15 protein-coding genes are annotated in these 16,360 nt (G+C 60.0%); 7 read left to right on the forward strand and 8 right to left on the reverse strand.

The features are described 5' to 3' along the window. Positions 1-279: 279 nt before the first annotated feature. Complete coding sequence (locus AB4Y36_RS32295) at positions 280-1,572, reverse strand: NAD(P)/FAD-dependent oxidoreductase (RefSeq protein WP_368617243.1); 1,293 nt, start codon at positions 1,570-1,572, stop codon at positions 280-282. Positions 1,573-1,710: 138 nt separating this feature from the next. Here AB4Y36_RS32295 and AB4Y36_RS32300 point away from each other — a divergent pair, with 138 nt between their 5' ends. Both AB4Y36_RS32300 and AB4Y36_RS32305 read left to right on the forward strand, forming a co-directional pair. Beyond that, on the forward strand, positions 1,711-2,382 hold the full coding sequence (locus AB4Y36_RS32300; RefSeq protein WP_368685158.1) for a TetR/AcrR family transcriptional regulator: 672 nt from the start codon (positions 1,711-1,713) through the stop codon (positions 2,380-2,382). Positions 2,383-2,734: 352 nt separating this feature from the next. After that, positions 2,735-3,520, forward strand: a complete 786-nt coding sequence (locus tag AB4Y36_RS32305; RefSeq protein ID WP_368685159.1) for a CerR family C-terminal domain-containing protein — start codon at positions 2,735-2,737, stop codon at positions 3,518-3,520. Here the strand turns inward: AB4Y36_RS32305 and AB4Y36_RS32310 are convergent. The 7 genes from AB4Y36_RS32310 to AB4Y36_RS32340 all read right to left on the reverse strand — a co-directional run bounded on the left by AB4Y36_RS32310 (position 3,444) and on the right by AB4Y36_RS32340 (position 10,498). Beyond that, the gene (locus tag AB4Y36_RS32310; protein WP_368685160.1) at positions 3,444-4,052 is read right to left on the reverse strand and encodes a TetR family transcriptional regulator; all 609 of its coding nucleotides are present in this window, start codon (positions 4,050-4,052) and stop codon (positions 3,444-3,446) included. The genes AB4Y36_RS32305 and AB4Y36_RS32310 overlap by 77 nt on opposite strands. An 87-nt stretch (positions 4,053-4,139) precedes the next feature. Continuing rightward, complete coding sequence (locus AB4Y36_RS32315; protein ID WP_368685161.1) at positions 4,140-4,949, reverse strand: SDR family oxidoreductase; 810 nt, start codon at positions 4,947-4,949, stop codon at positions 4,140-4,142. Between the two features lie 96 nt (positions 4,950-5,045). Next, positions 5,046-5,882 carry a pantoate--beta-alanine ligase gene (gene panC, locus AB4Y36_RS32320; protein ID WP_069268761.1) on the reverse strand — a complete coding sequence of 279 codons (837 nt, stop codon included), beginning with the start codon at positions 5,880-5,882 and terminating at the stop codon, positions 5,046-5,048. 36 nt (positions 5,883-5,918) lie between these two features. After that, complete coding sequence (locus tag AB4Y36_RS32325; protein ID WP_368685162.1) at positions 5,919-7,589, reverse strand: electron transfer flavoprotein-ubiquinone oxidoreductase; 1,671 nt, start codon at positions 7,587-7,589, stop codon at positions 5,919-5,921. A gap of 169 nt (positions 7,590-7,758) precedes the next feature. Then, the gene (locus AB4Y36_RS32330; protein ID WP_368685163.1) at positions 7,759-8,322 is read right to left on the reverse strand and encodes a hypothetical protein; all 564 of its coding nucleotides are present in this window, start codon (positions 8,320-8,322) and stop codon (positions 7,759-7,761) included. Positions 8,323-8,393: 71 nt separating this feature from the next. Further along, the gene (locus tag AB4Y36_RS32335) at positions 8,394-9,212 is read right to left on the reverse strand and encodes an SDR family NAD(P)-dependent oxidoreductase (RefSeq protein ID WP_368685164.1); all 819 of its coding nucleotides are present in this window, start codon (positions 9,210-9,212) and stop codon (positions 8,394-8,396) included. A 143-nt stretch (positions 9,213-9,355) separates the two neighbouring features. Then, on the reverse strand, positions 9,356-10,498 hold the full coding sequence (locus AB4Y36_RS32340) for a phosphotransferase (RefSeq protein ID WP_368685165.1): 1,143 nt from the start codon (positions 10,496-10,498) through the stop codon (positions 9,356-9,358). A gap of 29 nt (positions 10,499-10,527) precedes the next feature. Here AB4Y36_RS32340 and AB4Y36_RS32345 point away from each other — a divergent pair, with 29 nt between their 5' ends. From AB4Y36_RS32345 to AB4Y36_RS32365, 5 genes are all read left to right on the forward strand, one after another. Beyond that, positions 10,528-11,118, forward strand: a complete 591-nt coding sequence (locus AB4Y36_RS32345) for a MarR family transcriptional regulator (RefSeq protein ID WP_342947407.1) — start codon at positions 10,528-10,530, stop codon at positions 11,116-11,118. A gap of 78 nt (positions 11,119-11,196) precedes the next feature. Further along, the gene (locus AB4Y36_RS32350; RefSeq protein WP_368685166.1) at positions 11,197-12,657 is read left to right on the forward strand and encodes an acyl-CoA reductase; all 1,461 of its coding nucleotides are present in this window, start codon (positions 11,197-11,199) and stop codon (positions 12,655-12,657) included. Continuing rightward, positions 12,657-14,042 (forward strand): hypothetical protein, encoded by a 1,386-nt coding sequence (locus tag AB4Y36_RS32355; protein WP_368685167.1) that lies wholly within the window; start codon positions 12,657-12,659, stop codon positions 14,040-14,042. The genes AB4Y36_RS32350 and AB4Y36_RS32355 overlap by 1 nt, the downstream gene beginning before the upstream one ends. Before the next feature lie 37 nt (positions 14,043-14,079). After that, positions 14,080-14,931 carry an oxidoreductase gene (locus AB4Y36_RS32360; protein WP_368685168.1) on the forward strand — a complete coding sequence of 284 codons (852 nt, stop codon included), beginning with the start codon at positions 14,080-14,082 and terminating at the stop codon, positions 14,929-14,931. Continuing rightward, complete coding sequence (locus tag AB4Y36_RS32365; protein WP_368685169.1) at positions 14,885-16,327, forward strand: hypothetical protein; 1,443 nt, start codon at positions 14,885-14,887, stop codon at positions 16,325-16,327. The genes AB4Y36_RS32360 and AB4Y36_RS32365 overlap by 47 nt, the downstream gene beginning before the upstream one ends. Positions 16,328-16,360 lie beyond the last annotated feature (33 nt).

The following is a 16,360-nucleotide window of genomic DNA, read 5'->3' on the forward strand; positions in this document are numbered from 1 at the left end:
TGGGTGGCCCGTGTTCGGGCCTCGTTCCTTACCGATAAAGCAGAAGCCATGCCAATCGTTGGCCGGGGATCAGGTGTGCGCAGGTCGGGAAAACCGCATGCGTGTTGCTGGTTCAGCAACAGCATGCTGCTGATTCACTGCTGGATTTGCAGCGATGCCTGAGCGATCTCGTGATGCCCGGACTGGTCACTGGCGTCATCGCTGCCCGCCTGTTTCGCGACAGTGCGCTGCCGCGCGATCGGCCATCACACATTTATCCAGTCGAGAGTGGCGTGGCGTTCAGGTCAACCGTATCTTCGGCTGCACGAGGCCGTTGATCTGCTCGGCGGTCCACAGCATCATGGCCTTGCCAAAACCGTGCAAAGCCTGCTGATGTTGCCGGTAGAGCATGGCATGACTGAGTTGCGCGAATCGGCCCTTGATGAACCCGCCTCGGAAGAACCCGAACTGCCCGAGCGTCCCAAAGGCGTTGTAGTCGCTCAGCGATACCAGCGCGCCGAAGTCGTGAAATGCAAAGTCGGGCAACGAGCCGCCGCCGAGCCAGCCCGGCAAGTGCCTGGCGAGATGTTGTGCCTGCTGCGTGGCGACTTGCGCCGTGGGTGCGAGAGGACGTTCATTGCCGGCGAGCGTCAACGTCGAGCAATCGCCGAGCGCGAATAGTGTGTCGTCGTCCTGCGCCTGCAGGGTTGGCCTGACGGCGATCTGATTGGAACGATTGATCTCGATCCCATCCAGTTTGCCTGGAAAATCAGGGGCCTTCACGCCCGCCGCCCACACCATCAAATCCGCCGGTTGGTGGCTGCCATCGCCCAACCGGAGTCCATCGGGTTCGGCGGCGATCACTCGCGTGCCCGTTCGCACCTTGAAACCAATATGCCGTAACTGTGCCTCACTGGACTCCGACACCGCCGGCGGAAACGCCGCCAGTACCCGCGGTGCGCTTTCATAAAGGGTGAGGTTCAGACGTGAGCGGATGCCGGGGTCGCCGTAACTCGACGCCACTTCGAGCAAGCGGCTCAATTCTGCTGCCAGTTCGACGCCAGTCGCTCCAGCGCCGACGATCGACACGCGCAACGCGCTATTCGTCACAACACTCTGGAATATGCGGATTCGCAATGCTTCGTTGAAGATTTCAGCCTGAGCCTGGCTGTCAATGAAATGACAATGATCGAGGACGCCTGGGGTGCCGAAGTCGTTGGCGCGACTGCCCAGCGCAAGAATCAGTACGTCGTATTCGACGGTGCGCGGACCGATCACAATTTCACCCGACTTCGAACGCAGCGCAGCCAGCTTTATGATGCGCGCATTGCGGTCCAGGCCTTCCATCTCGCCTGGCTGATAGTTGAAGCCGTGGTCGCGAGCGTGGGCGAGATAGATGACCTGCTGTTGCTGGACATCGCGCGTGCCCGCCGCGATCGTGTGCAGCATGGGCTTCCAGATGTGGGTTGCGCTTTTGTCGATCAACGTGACCTGAGCGCGGCCGCTGCGGCCAAGCGTGTTGCCCAGCCTGGTCGCAAGCAGAAGTCCAGCGATACCGCCGCCGACGATGACGATCCGGGTGGTCTGGCGCATGATTAAATATTCTACGAGTGATGAATAAATGCGATACTAAGATTTCGAAGGGTTCATGTCAAACCGGTGCCGCTGCTATTCGCGGTGCGGCACCCGCTAAAATTCTGAGCTTTCCTTGAACACGACCTGTCGTCGCCGATGAAACACGCTCACGATCAAACCCGGTCCGCCACGACGACTTCCACGCCCCGTCGGTCGCGCGGCCGTCCAGCGTGCAGCGACGCGGGCGGCGCCGACGCATTGCTTCGCAGCGCCCGAGGGGCATTCGCGAGGAGCGGCTATGAGGCGACTAGCGTGCGGGAAATCGCCAGGGCATCGGGTGTCGACCCCGCGCTGGTCGCGCATCACTACGGCTCGAAGGAAGCGCTTTGGATTGCCGTGGTGGACCAGATTGCCGACGAAGTGGCCCCCATGGTCGCGAAGACCGCCGCATTGCGGGAGATAACAGGTCCAGGACCGCTAGCGCGCGTCGAGGGTGCCGTGTCGATCCTGATCGATCAGGTGTTTCTGACGCCAGACGTTGGCATGTTTTTTTCGACTGCCGCAACTGAAACTGGAGAGCGCCTTAACCTGCTGATCGAACGGGTGGTGCGGCCGTTTCATGATGTGTTCGTGCCGTTGCTCATCGATGCGATCGACGCAGGTGAGATTTCGCGGCAAGATCCCGACATCCTGTTTACGATGCTCGCCAATGGCATCAGCAAGACTGTCGCCTATAGCCATGTACTGAGTCCGTTCTCTTCCTTACCGCGGCGTCCCAAGGCATTCAAACGCGCCGTTCTGACGACGGCTTTAGCCATGCTCGGCTGAACCGCTGCGCCCGTGACGCTCCGCTCGCAAATCTGCCGCAAAGCGTCCTTCAGATATTGTGGGTGAGCGCCCGGGTTGGGACGGCGAATTTGGGAAAAGCCAACGGGGTCGAGATTTGCCCTAGGTGCGATTATGTGTATGTCGTTCTATTATTACAATATCGCAAATCCGCTCAAACCAGGTGCAGAATGGCCGGGTTGCTTAACCGGTTATATCATTGCGGTTGGAATATGCGTACCGTCTTTGGAATTCATTCAGATCGACTTGTCGGAGGTTGTTGCCCACGGCCAATTGCCAACGGATCAAGCCGATTTACTTCCCGCTCCTTTTACAAGACTGATAACTTGTGGCAATGACCAAGAGTCGAGGGCGTTCCGGAACAGCGACTGGCTATGTATGCGGCAATGAAACGCGATCCCGAATCATTGCCGCAGCACTCACACTTTTCGGTTTGCGCGGATTTGAAGGAGCCTCGACGCGAGACATAGCGGAGCTAGCAGGTGTCAATCCACCCGCATTGCGCTACTACTTTTCGAACAAGGAAGGCGTGTATCTGGCGTGTGTCGATCACATCGCCACCACGATTTCTGATCACCTCGCCAGCCCCGTCGACGCGGCGCGGGCCGTACTTGATAAAGACGGGGACGACGATCAATTAATCCGCGCGTTCCGTGAAATCCAGAAACATCTTGCTCAATACCTGTTCACCTCGGCTGAGCCCGATAGCTGGAGGCTCTTCATGGCGCGGGAACAGGCGGCCCTGGGACCCCAGTTTCCCGAGGCTCAATTGCGCGATCGTCTTCAGACGCGCCTGATACCTGTGTGCAGCGAAATAGTTGCCCGCCTGATGGGCAGAGATGCCGGCGACGAGGAGGCTTTATTGCGCGTCCTAACCATTACCGGTCAACTCATAGCAATTCACCTCACACGGCGATCGATGATGCTTTCTCTAGGGTGGGAATCCATCGATACACATCGGCTCGGCTGGATCACATCGATCGTTGACCGGCAAACGGCTCTGCTGCTCGAAGAAGTAGTGAGAGAACGGCCCGCCAGGATTGTCAGAGCAGGGTCGAAAGCGCCCTTCCCACAACAGCCGACGCAAGGGCTTGCTCCGCGCCCTGATGCGATGACATAAGCAAACTCAGGTGAAAGCAACCCGTCAATAGTGAGTGAATGTATATCGCTTCCACAGCGTAGTCGACATGATCAGTCGCCACACGATTTGCCGCTGCGAGCCTTAGCGCAGACTCGATAGATGACTGCGCGATTCGCGCAGCTTCCCCCAGCATCGATGTGGAAACAACGGTATCTCCTTCGGATTTTGCTGTGGAGAATGCGATGGAGTACAGGCGCCGTTGTGTGCCGGAGTGAAGGACGTCGGCCAATCTCCTCTCAAGTTTTGAACGCAAGGCGCCAAGCGTTGCCCCATTAGACTTCTCGGGCGGAATTGTGAACGGGTCCAGAGGCAAAGCTGATCGCTCGAACAAAGCCGTCACGAGGGCCCATTTGTTTGAGAAGTGACCATAGATTGCGCCTCTGGTCATACCAGCCGCGTGAGCGATGTCTTCAAGAGACGTAGCACTGACGCCACGTTCAAAAAATAAAATCTCCGCGCTGTCGAGGATCTTTTCCCGCGTTACGAGTCCCTGTACTTTTCGCTTCATCATGTCCCCTCGGCCTTCCACGCGTTCTCTTGTCGCGCTGCACCTGATCCGCCCTGTTCGCCGCGAGATGTGAGGTCTTGTCCCGCGCGCCTACCCAATATTCGCGAACATCACGTCGCGCTGGCTGGATACAAGATGTTGACCTCCGTCGACGACCAAGGTCGTCCCGGTCACTCCACGTGCCTCGGCAAGATAGACGGCTGCATCGACGATGTCTTCAAGCCGCGAGCCGCGCCGAAGCGGGGTCATTCGGTGAGCCGTCTCAAACTGCTCTTGCGTTTGATCGCCGGAGACAAGCGTAAGTCCGGGAGCCAGGCCGACCACTCTGACCTTTGGCGCTAGCGCCTGCGCAAGCGCTATCGTTGCATTCGCCAACGCTGCTTTCGTTAAGGTATAGGAGATGTAGTCTGGATTCATGTTGTAAAGCTTCTGGTCCAGAACGTTGACGACAACGCCTCGCTGCGCCTCGTCGGCAACTGCACAGTCCGGTATCGCGTCGTAGAGTCCGCGCGCCAAAGCCAGCGGCGCAGCGACGTTGATCTTCATGAGCGCCAGCAGGAGATCGTAGGTAAAAGTCTGTGCCGTATCTTCCTCGAACCGCGACGCGCAATTCAGGACGCAATCGAGACGTCCGAATGCTTGCACACACGCGGGTACAAGCTGCCTCACCTGTTCCTCTTTCGAAAGATCCGCGCAAAGGGAAATTGCCCTTCCGCCTCGCACCGCGATCTGATCGACAACCTCTTGCGCTTCGCGTTTCGACTCGTGATAGTGCAAGGCAACGTCCCATCCTCGCGCGGCAAAGCCAAGGGCGAGCGCGCGACCGATTCGCCGGCCCGCTCCGGTCACAAGCACCGATCGCCTACGAGAGCCGCCGTCGTGAATTGCTGGTTCAGTCATAACGAAACGCCAATGTCAGGCAGGCGCAGGGTGCGCCTTTGAGTTGCGCTCTCGCCCTACCCTCCAGTCACCGTGGCAAGGCATAGCATCAAGGGTTCAAATCTCAAGATTGTCAATCAAGCGTGTACTGCCGAGGCGCGCTGCCGCCAGCACGACGAGCTTTCGATCGACGACATCCTGCTCCATTGGAGAGCGCAAGTCCGCCTGCTTTCGAACCGAGATGTAGTCGGGTTTCCAGCCGCGATCGACCAGCGTTGAGAACACGCGCCGTTCGATTCGCTGGATATCCTGTCGACCGCTCAAAATGTCCTCGCGCGCGCCGTTGAGGAGCCGATATAGCGTGGGGGCCTCCACGCGTTGCTCCGGCGTCAGGAAGCGATTGCGAGAGGACAGCGCAAGTCCGTCGATGTCGCGGATGGTGTCGCCGGCCACGACCTCCGTGGGCATTGCGAACTGTTTGCACATTTCCCGAACTATCATCAATTGTTGATAGTCCTTTTTTCCAAACACTGTCACGCGCGGCTGCGCGCATAACAGCAACTTCATTACGACCGTGCAAACGCCTTGAAAGAAGCCCGGCCGGAACTCCCCCTCTAGCATGTCGCCAAGCCCACCTGGAGGCTGCACGCGATATTCTTGCGGCTGCGGATAGAGGTCCCGTTCCGTAGGGGCGAAGACGACGTAGACACTCTCCTTCTGAAGCTTCTCCAGGTCCGCCTCAAGCGTTCTCGGATAACGCTCGAAATCCTCACCCGGTCCAAACTGCAGCGGATTCACGAAAATGCTGGTAATGACGGGATCTCCATGCTGTCGTGCGAGTCGAATCAGCGACAGATGTCCTTCGTGCAGATTGCCCATTGTCGGCACGAATGCCGTGCGGTTTTGCCCGCGCAATTGAGCTCGCAGTTCCTCGACAGACCGAATCAGTTTCATGCTGGATCTTGCCTCTGAGACTTAACCACGTACTGCTTACATGTTCGGATAGTTCGGCCCGCCGCCGCCTTCGGGCGTGACCCACACGATGTTCTGCGTCGGGTCCTTGATATCGCAGGTCTTGCAATGCACGCAGTTCTGCGCGTTGATCTGCAGACGATCTTCTTCCTGATCGTCTTTTACGAACTCGTACACGCCTGCGGGACAGAAGCGTGCCTCTGGGCCTGCATACGTCGCGAGGTTGATGCCGACCGGCACCGTCATGTCCTTGAGCGTGAGGTGCGCCGGCTGGTTCTCTTCGTGGTTCGTGTTCGAGATGAACACCGAGGAGAGCCGGTCGAACGTGAGCTTGCCGTCGGGCTTCGGATACTCGATCGGCTTGCACTGCGAAGCGGGTTTCAGCATCTCGTGGTCGCGATGCTGGTGATGCAGCGTCCACGGCACGTTGCCGCCCAGCAGCTTCTGCTCGATGCCCACCATCAGCGTGCCCAGGTACAGGCCCTTGCTCATCCACTGCTTGAAGTTGCGCGCCTTGTACAGTTCCGTGTGGAGCCACGACTGCTTGAACGCTTCCGGGTAAGCCGCGAGTTCATCGCTCTGGCGGCCTGCCTGCACGGCTTCGAACGCCGCATCGGCGGCCAGCATGCCGGTCTTGATCGCCGCGTGGCTGCCCTTGATGCGCGAGGCGTTCAGGAAGCCCGCGTCGTCGCCCACGAGCGCGCCGCCCGGGAACACCAGCTTGGGCAGCGACATCAGGCCGCCCGCCGTGATCGCGCGCGCGCCATACGACACGCGCTTGCCGCCTTCGAGGTACTTGCGGATTTCCGGGTGCGTCTTGTAGCGCTGGAATTCCTCGAACGGCGAGAGATACGGGTTCTGGTACGCAAGACCGACGACAAAGCCCACCATCACCTGGTTGTTGTCGATGTGGTACAGGAACGAGCCGCCGTACGTGTCCGACTCGAGCGGCCAGCCGGCGGTGTGGATCACGAGGCCGGGCTGATGCTTCGAGGGATCGATCTCCCACAGCTCCTTGATGCCGATGCCGTAGACCTGCGGATCCGAATCCTTGCCGAGCTTGAACTTCTCGTTCAGTTGACGGCCCAGATGCCCGCGGCAGCCTTCGCAGAACAGCGTGTACTTGGCGTGCAGCTCCATGCCGAGCTGGAAGTTTTCGGTGGGCTCGCCGTCCTTGCCCACACCCATGTTGCCGGTGGCAACGCCCTTGACCGAGCCGTCGTCGTTGTAGAGCACTTCGGCGGCGGGGAAGCCCGGGAAGATTTCCACGCCCAGCGCCTCGGCCTGCTGGCCCAGCCAGCGCGTGACGTTGGCGAGGCTGATGACGTAGTTGCCGTGGTTCTTGAAGTTGTCGGGCAGCGCCCAGTTCGGCACAGCCTTAGCCCCCGTTTCGGAAAGAAAAAGGAACTTGTCCTCGGTCACGGGCACGTTCAGCGGTGCGCCTTGCTCTTTCCAGTCTGGCATCAGCTCGTTCAGGGCACGCGGATCCATGACCGCGCCCGAGAGGATATGCGCCCCGATTTCCGAGCCTTTCTCCAGCACGCAGACGCCGATTTCAGTGCCTTTTTCCGCGGCCAGCTGCTTCAGGCGGATCGCAGCAGACAGCCCGGCGGGACCGCCGCCGACGATCACCACGTCGTATTCCATCGACTCGCGTGGGCCATGCACTTGCTGATTCCCTTCCGCCATCCCCGCTCTCTCCCTGGCCTCGTAACGTCGCCATGCTCGTTGGACTCTCGCCCGTCGAGGGCGCCATCAACACGGGAATCGCTTCCAGCATCTCCCGTAGGTGACAGCGAGGAGTATATATAAATGAATGACGTATAACAATATGAACGGTAGAGATGGTGAATGCGGCTCAGAGCGGCGACCACTGAAACATCTCAAGGGGACCCGACGTGTGGAGAATGTTCTCCAGGAATTTGCGCGCTCGCGGCTTTATTCGCACGAGAACTCGGCGTCCGTCCGCAGGTCCGGCGTTCGCTTCACAAGGCCCAACTGCTCCGACGTTTGCGCGCTTCGCGATGCCGCCAAGTGTCGTCGTCAGAGGCGTCTGAAGCTGCGTCGGCGACTGTATATACGGTGGCCCTGAAACCACCGGTTGGTCCGGCAGCAACAATTCGGCAGCCAGAACGCCCTGGCTTGCAGCTGCCTCTTTGAGCGCCCGGTCGATGTGCGTCGACAGTCGAAGCAGTCGTTGCCCGATAAGATAGACGCTCGCGTCTTCGGCTGGCCGCTCGCGCGCCCACGCGGTGGCCTGTGCGTCGTCTGCTTCAGGGATCGCCGGTGTATGCAACGCGGTGCACCCCGCGAGGAATTGCGCTTCGGCATGCACGCGCTTCGAACAGTGCGCCTCCCCGTTGCCGTCCTGAACCACATCGACCCAGCGTGCCTCATCAAGTGCACTCAGGTGCCTGAGCAAACTCGCGCGATATGTTCAATTCGCGCGCGCAGCACAATAAACGGCGCACGCGCCGAGCGAGTGTGTCCCAACTACTGTCCAACGAGATCGTAAGCAGCAAGTGCCGCAATCTCCGTCACTCCGCCGTCCACCGGCAGGCATGTGCCGGTAATAAACCGCGACTCGTCGCTGGCGAGAAACAGCGCGGCAGACGCAACATCCCACGCGTCTCCTTCCAGCGGAAGTGGTGCGATCTTGCGGCGCCGCTCGCGCGCCTTCTCATTGAGCATGCTCTGCACCATGGGTGTAAAGATGTGCCCCGGCGCGATGGCGTTGGCACGCACATGTTCACGGCCGTACATCACCGCTAATTCGCGCGTGAACGCAACCATGCCTGCCTTCGATGAACCGTACGCGGCTGACCCGTGACTGCGTATGCCGGCAACCGAACTGATATTGACGATTGCCCCGCCTCCGCGCGCCACGATCTTTGGCACTGCACTGCGACTCATCAGGAATGCGCTCTTCAGGTTCACGTCCATCACGCGGTCCCACGACGCCTCGTCGATATCCTGCAACCGTCCCGGTGCGCCTGAAATTCCGACGTTGTTCACGAGTATGTCCAGGCCACCATATCGCTCAACGGTCTCTTCGACGATTCGCGCGCACACGGCTGCGTCCGTGATGTCACCCGTACAGACGAACCCCTGACCGCCGGATTCGGTAATCAATGCGAGTGTCTCGGCAGCCCTTTCGTATTGCTGATCGACGAGGCATACGGATGCGCCCTCAGCCGCAAAAAGACAGGCAATAGCCTTTCCCGTGCCGTAACCTTGCCCGAGCGACCCCGCGCCAGTGACGATCGCGATCTTGCCGCTCAAACGCTGATAAAAAACTTTTGGAGAAGGCATGCTGTAGTCGAATTATGTAGTTGCTCGCCACTCAAAGTATTCGCGCGCTCCTGTGCCCTGTGCGGCTGTCCGTACGCGCGCTGGCGTCGGCATTTTCGACCAAGCTTAGTCTCACGAGACCAATAATGCAACACATAGTTGCATTATTGGCCTTTGCGATCACCCGCCCCTACTCTTGCGTGATCCACCAATGCCGCGCCAAAGCGCGCCGCGTAGGCTGTGTTCACCGCCTCCGTCTGGAAGCGAGTCTCGTTGATGGCGAAGATGAAATAGCCGTATGCGAGATCGCGTCGATAGTCTTCCCACGCTTCGTCGAACGAGGGTGCCTCGACTCCGCCAGTTGCCAATTGCGACAAGTAGTGCTCGAGCAGCGGCCGCTCCCACGCGCGACGGTCTTCGACATCGAGCGCGCAGCCTATGTGGTAGGCAACCTCCAGGCTCCACGGCGCCCGGCTTACCTGAGCATCGAAAAAGCCTGGTGTTCCGTCTGGCTCGACGAACAGGTTGCCCAGATGCGTGTCGCCATGAATGAGACACACGGGCTTTCCTTTGTGCTGGCTCGCAATGTCTGCGAGCGCTGCCACCATCCATTCACGATCGTGCAGGTACCGGCTCACGGCGGCCCCTCGCGGAAGCGAGACGTAGTGGGCCCACACATCCGGTTCCAGATAGCGATTCTGATATTCCAGCGACCAGTCGGAAAAACGCTCACCCACCCAATCAAAGCGGCCGCCCATTTCAAATTCGGCGCTGTTCCAGGTTTGCGCGTGATAGCGCGCCATGGCACTCAACCGCCGCTCCACCTCTTCGTAGCGTTGCGATCGCTGCGCCCTGCAAAAGCGAGCCTCGCGCTGCTCCAGGTCTTCCATCACGACGACAGATTGCCATCGATCGGGATCCGCGCCCGCATAAAAGCAGTTCGGCGCGTTCATATTTATGAATGGCAAAACGTCACGATAGAACCGCATTTCATTGCGGTACATGTCCTGCATTAACTCGCTGTGATCCTGAAAGCCACCTTTTACGATCATGCGCGAAGGCAGCGCCATCTCCCTGCCCACATCGTTGTACTCGAGCGCCACTCGCACTTTCGTCGACGTTCCAGGCAGCACGGCCAGGTGGTTGCACGAAGTCACTTCCACGCCCGCGAAGCGAAACGCGAGTGCCGACGTGAGCCACTCCGCGGTTACGCCTTCCACCGTGACCGGCAACGACATGTCACTCACCACAGCTAATGCAGACAAGATTTCCCCCTGGCGATTGAGATAGGCAAGCCGCGTGCGCATCGTCGCGCACAGAGTCGTTCGACCGCAACATGGGGAAAACCACACCTCGTCGAGCGTTGCATATTTTGAATGCCGTGCATATAGTTGCCTCCAGATGCAGATACTTTTTTGGCAGGCACCTGATGAATCTCCTTGACTCACCCACACTGGCCGATGACTTCGCCGGTGCCGCACCAGCAAGAATGCTCGCCCCGGAGGAATACCGAACCGAAGAGAGCGTGGCGTTCAAGATGAATCTGGTTCACCTTCTGCTGGGCAACGAAATCGACCGGAAGCTTGCCGCCAGCGGACTTTCCGCTCTCCAGTGGGGCATCCTGAAAGCGCTCTACGACGAGCGCGCACGCACGCCCACCGCTCTCTGCCGCATCCTTCTCGCGGACAGCAGCGCAATGACCCGGAAGCTCGATTCACTCGAAAAGCGCGGATTGATCGAGCGAATCCGAAGCATTTCCGATAGACGCAGCGTCGAACTCGCATTGACGGCAGACGGCCGTGGATTGCTGCGCGAGACCCTGCCGCACATCGTGGAAACGAGCAACCGCCAGCTTCACGGCTTCACGATGGACGAAGTCGCAACCGTCAAACGTCTTCTCGAGCGAATGATCGTCAACCTGAGCTGAACGGCTAGGTCCATGCCCGAATCGAGCGACGAATCCGCAAAAGCTCAGTGCTTGACTCAATTGAAAAAGGAGCAGTTCATGGAGCACACCGAAACAACCACACGACCGGCCGAGACATCGACGCAAGCGTCGGATTTTGCGCCGCTGCCGGTTGCGCATGTCTATCGCGGCCGTATGATCACCGGAAACGCGATCAAGCACGTATCGCGAGATCTCGGTCAGGGTTTCTGCACGCCCAGAATCGAACTCGATGATCTCGTCTGGCCGCGTGCGGAGTCGGGTCCTGCGTTCGATGTGCCTGTCGCGCAGATTATTGATTTTCTCGTCGAGCTCGGTCCCCGCCTGCATCTCGACGTCAATCCGCTCATGCAGGCCGCACTCGAATCGATGATCAAGGTTAGTCCCCTGGGACGCCGGATCCTCGAAAACTGCTATCGGGACATACCTAACCTGTTTTTGCGCGAGGTAATCGACGACGAGTTGCGTGTGAGCCTTGGCGACGCGAGGCTCGTCGACGGCTGGGTAGAACGCACGCTGCGCGGCCGCCCTAGCCGTCTGCGCGCCTTCCCGCCGAGGCTCGTTCATATTCTGGCGGGCAACTCACCGATGGTCGCGGCTATGACCGTCATGCGCGCCGCGCTGACGAAAGGTGTGCATCTGCTCAAGCTGCCGTCGAACGACCTGTTTACGGCCACCGCGATTCTGCGCACGATGGCCGAAATCGATCCGAACCATCCCGTCACGCAGTCCTTTTCCGCTGCCTACTGGCGCGGAGGCGACGAGAACGTCGAGTCCATTCTTTATCGCCCGCAGTACTTCGACAAGATCGTCGTTTGGGGCGGCGAGAGCGCGGTACGCCACGTCATGCGCTACGCCGGGCCGGGTCTGGAACTGGTTGCTTTTGATCCCAAGGTGTCGATCTCCCTGATCGGCCGCGAGGCCTTCAGCTCCAACGAGGTTCTGCGCGAGGTCGCGCGTGCGGGCGCCGCCGATGTGCTGTCGTTCAACCAGGATGCGTGCAACGCAAGCCGCTATCAGTTCATCGAAGGCGACGAAGACGACGCCGACCGCTACTGCGAGCAACTCGCGCTCGCACTCGGCGAGGACTACCGTTATGGCGATGGCCAGGGTCCGCTGGTGCCGAGCGACATTCGCGAAGCCGTCGACGTGCTGCGTGAAATGGAGCCGCTTTATCGCGTGTTCGGTGGCTACGACGGCAAGGGTCTCGTCGTGCGCTCGGACGAAATGGTTGACTTCCATCCGATCTGCAAGACAGTCAACGTCATTCCCGTGGGCAGCTTGCGCGACGGAGCGCGCTACGCGACTGTCGCGACGCAGACCGTCGGTATCTATCCGCCGCATCGGGTAATCGAGGTGCGCGACGCCCTTGCGTGCGCAGGCGTGCAGCGCATGGTCGCTTTGGGCGAATCGATTTCGGATGGCGTTGGCGGCTACCCCCATGACGGCATGTTTCCGATCCACCGATTCATGAAATGGATCTCGGAGGAATCGGGTCCGAACCAGCAGGAGACGCGATAATGCATGCCCTTTCCTCCCTCCTGCAATTCACGGATCTGCAGGACCCCTTTCGCAACGCGCCCGAGAACCTCCATACCGTGCAGCTGCAAGCCGTACGGGAGCGCTTCGCGCAGCGCCGTCAACAAATTCGCATTCTCGACAAACGGGCCAGCGAAGCCGGCGTCACGGAACTTCGCACGCTGGACGACGCTGTTCCGCTGTTATTCGCGGACGCCGTCTACAAGAGCTATCCCGATTCGTTCATCGAAAACGGCAAATGGCGTCACCTCACAGCATGGCTTCAGACCCTTACGACGAACAGGATCGATGGGCTCGACTACAGTAAGGTCGCCAATCTCGACGACTGGATCAACGAGTTGCGCCGCAACGGCCACTATGTGATGAGTTCGAGCGGCACCTCGGGGAAGCAGTCATTCATCTACCAGAGTGAAACCGACCGTGAGCTCGGCTGGCGCCTGCTCGACCAGGGTATTCGCTGGGCGGCAAGCGCCATGCGTGAGCGGTCGCGCCGTTATCCCGCGTACCTTTTGACGCCCTCTTCCGGTTCCTACACCGGCACCGAGCGCATGGCGAAGTTCGCCGAGTCGATTGCGTTGCCTGGCGACATTCACTACATGTCGGACGTGCCACAAAGCGCCGCCCAGACCACACGCATGGCGCGCATGCGTCGAGCGATTGCGGACGGCACCGCGTTGCCCAGCGAAATCGAAGCCTTCCAGAACGAAAATCGTGAACGCACCGAGCGTGTGCAAGCCGACTTCCGGCACTTCATCGACGAGTTGCTCGAGCGGCGCCACGAACCGATGTTCATCATGGGCATGATGGGCATGCTCTACCAGATCGTAGCCACGGCGCGCGAACGAGGCATTCCCGATGGCGACTTCCACCCCGACACGATCATCAGTATCGGCGGCGGCAAGAAGGGTGCAAATTTGCCGGGAGATTTCCAGCAGCAGTGCGAACGCTTCTTCAATTTCAACGCGACCAATTTCAACGATGGATACGGCATGGGCGAAGTATCGGGGTTCTGCCCGTGGTTCCATGAAGCGAAGGCGTGGACGGTACCGCCGTGGCTCGTTCCTCTAGTGCTCGATTCCGCCGGCGAGCAGTTGCTGAATCCGCGTGACGGAAAAGGTGTCGTCGAAGGACGGCTTGCGATGATCGATCTGCTCGCCGACGGCCGCTGGGGCGGTGTCATCAGCGGGGACAAGGTCACCATGGAGTTCGGCCATGGCATCGACGGCGTGCGAACGCCCATCATACGCGACGTGGTGCGCTACAAGGATCTGCCCGGCGGCGACGACAAGCTTTCGTGTGCCGGAACGATCGACGCCTATGTCCGCGGAGAAATTGCGGATATGACCGAAGCCCGTATTGCCAATTGAGGCAATTCTTTTCAATATCACGTAGACCTACTCCACAATGACTGAGCAAACGACAAATCCGCCCGTGTGGTTCATCACGGGAGTCTCGTCCGGCTTCGGCCGGTCCCTGGCGGAAGCGGTCCTCGCACGCGGTGACAAGGTGGTGGGCACCGTGCGTAACGACACGCAGATAGCGCCGTTCGAGAATCTCGCGCCCGGGCGCGCCTACGGCGTGTTGCTCGACGTCACCGACGCCGCTTCGGTGCCCCGCACCGTCGAGCAGGCCATTGGCCGGGCGGGCGCCATCGACGTTCTCGTGAACAATGCCGGCTACGGTCTGTTCGGCGCATTCGAAGAGGTTTCCGACAAGGAAGCGCGTCAGCTCTTCGATACCAACGTGTTCGGCACGGTCAACGTGATCCGCGCCGCACTGCCCCATTTTCGCGAGCGAAAGCGCGGGCATATCGTGAACTTTTCCTCGGTGGCCGGAGTGATCGGCATCGCGGGTTGCAGTTTCTATTGCGCGTCGAAGCACGCGATCGAAGGGCTGTCCGAATCGCTCGCGCGAGAACTGAAGCCGTTTGGAATTCACGTGACCATCGTCGAACCCGGCGGTTTTCGCACGAATTTCGCGGGTGGCTCGCTGAAATGGAGCGAGATCGAATCGCCTGCCTACGCTGAAACGGTGGGCAAGATGCGCCAGATGATGGGTGGCTACCACGGCACGCAGGCGGGAGATCCAGCCAAGGCCGCCGCCGCCGTCGTGCGCGCGGTGTCTGCGGAGAACCCGCCGTTGCGGTTGCCGCTCGGCCCGGATGCCGTCGACGTCGTCCGAAAGAAGCTCGCGTCCGTACAGGACAATCTTGAAGCGTGGCTCGACGTGTCGAGTTCCACTGACTTTGATCGCTAACGCTGCAGAAGCTCGTTGCCTGGGAGACGACATGTCCGCACTGGACTCATTTTATGCAATGCTTCGCGATAACGCCGATCCGTTCCGCAATCACCCTGAAAACCTTCGCGAGCTTCAACTCGCCGCCATGAAGGAGCGTTTCGCCGGGCGCCGCAACCAGATCAGGCTGCTGCGCCGCCGCGCGGACGATCTGGGCGTTGAAACCATCAACCGCCATGAGGACATGGTTCCTCTCCTGTTCGCGCATCAGATTTACAAGAGCTACCCCGAGCAATTCATCGACAACGGCCGCTGGAAGCATCTGGCGGCCTGGCTGCAGACGCTTTCCAGCACCCCGGTGAGCGAAGTGGATATGACGGGCGTGGAAGACGTCGACGCGTGGATGGGCCGGTTGCGCGAAGCGGGACACTACGTGTTCAGCTCGAGCGGCACATCAGGGAAATGCAGCTTCATCAACCAGACGCAAGCCGATCTCGAGAACGTCACCGAGTCGTGTGTGAAACTCGGCGTTCACGGTAACGAACTGATCCGCCGAGATTTCGGCAAGCGCCCGGTATTCCTGATGATGCCGCCTGCCGGCGCGCACCGTCACATTGAACCGGTACTCGGCGCTGCGAAACGACTTGGCGCCGAAAGCACGCTGATGTTCGACGAACCGGTGCTTGCTTCCGCCACGATCTCGATGGGCCGCATGCGTCGTGCAATCGCCGACGGCTCCGCCAAACCCAGTGAAGTCGCGGCTTTTCAGGAGCATGCGGTGGCGCGCCAGCGCCATACTGGCGCGATGATCGACAGATTTCTCGACAAGCTGGTCGCGCAACGCGACGTCCCCGTTCTCGTACAGGGCAACTGGTCGCTACACTGGACGCTCGTTGAGCGCGCCCGCCAGCGCGGCATCGCCGATGGAATCTGCCACCCCGACACGGTGATCACGACCGGCGGCGGATTGAAGGGCACCTCGGCACCCACCGACTATCGGGAGCAGATCATACGCTTCTATGGCATTCGCCCGGAGAACGTCCAGAACAGCTATGGCATGTCCGAAATGATCGGGACCGGCCCCTGGTCGGAGGTGGCACAGGGCTACGCAATCTGCCCCTGGATCGTTCCGTTCGTGCTCGACAAAGCCGGTGAGCAACTACTGAATCCGTCGGATGGGCGCGGCATTGCCGAGGGCCGTTTCGCGTTTTTCGACCTGCTTGCCGAGGGATACTGGGGCGGCTTCATCACTGGCGACAAAGTCACGGTGGACTTCTCGCCGGCGGGGAACACCGACGGCCTCCAGGGACCACTGGTCAGGCGGGTCGGCCGCTATGCCGACCTCGAAGAAGGCGAAGACAAGCTCTCTTGCGCGGGCACGATGGAGTCGTATGTGCGTGGGATGATCAACGTTTGATTTCGGCCGCGAGCAACTGCGGGGCCCAGGGGG

The organism is Paraburkholderia sp. BR10936, assembly GCF_040965735.1.
Classification (GTDB): domain Bacteria; phylum Pseudomonadota; class Gammaproteobacteria; order Burkholderiales; family Burkholderiaceae; genus Paraburkholderia; species Paraburkholderia nodosa_A.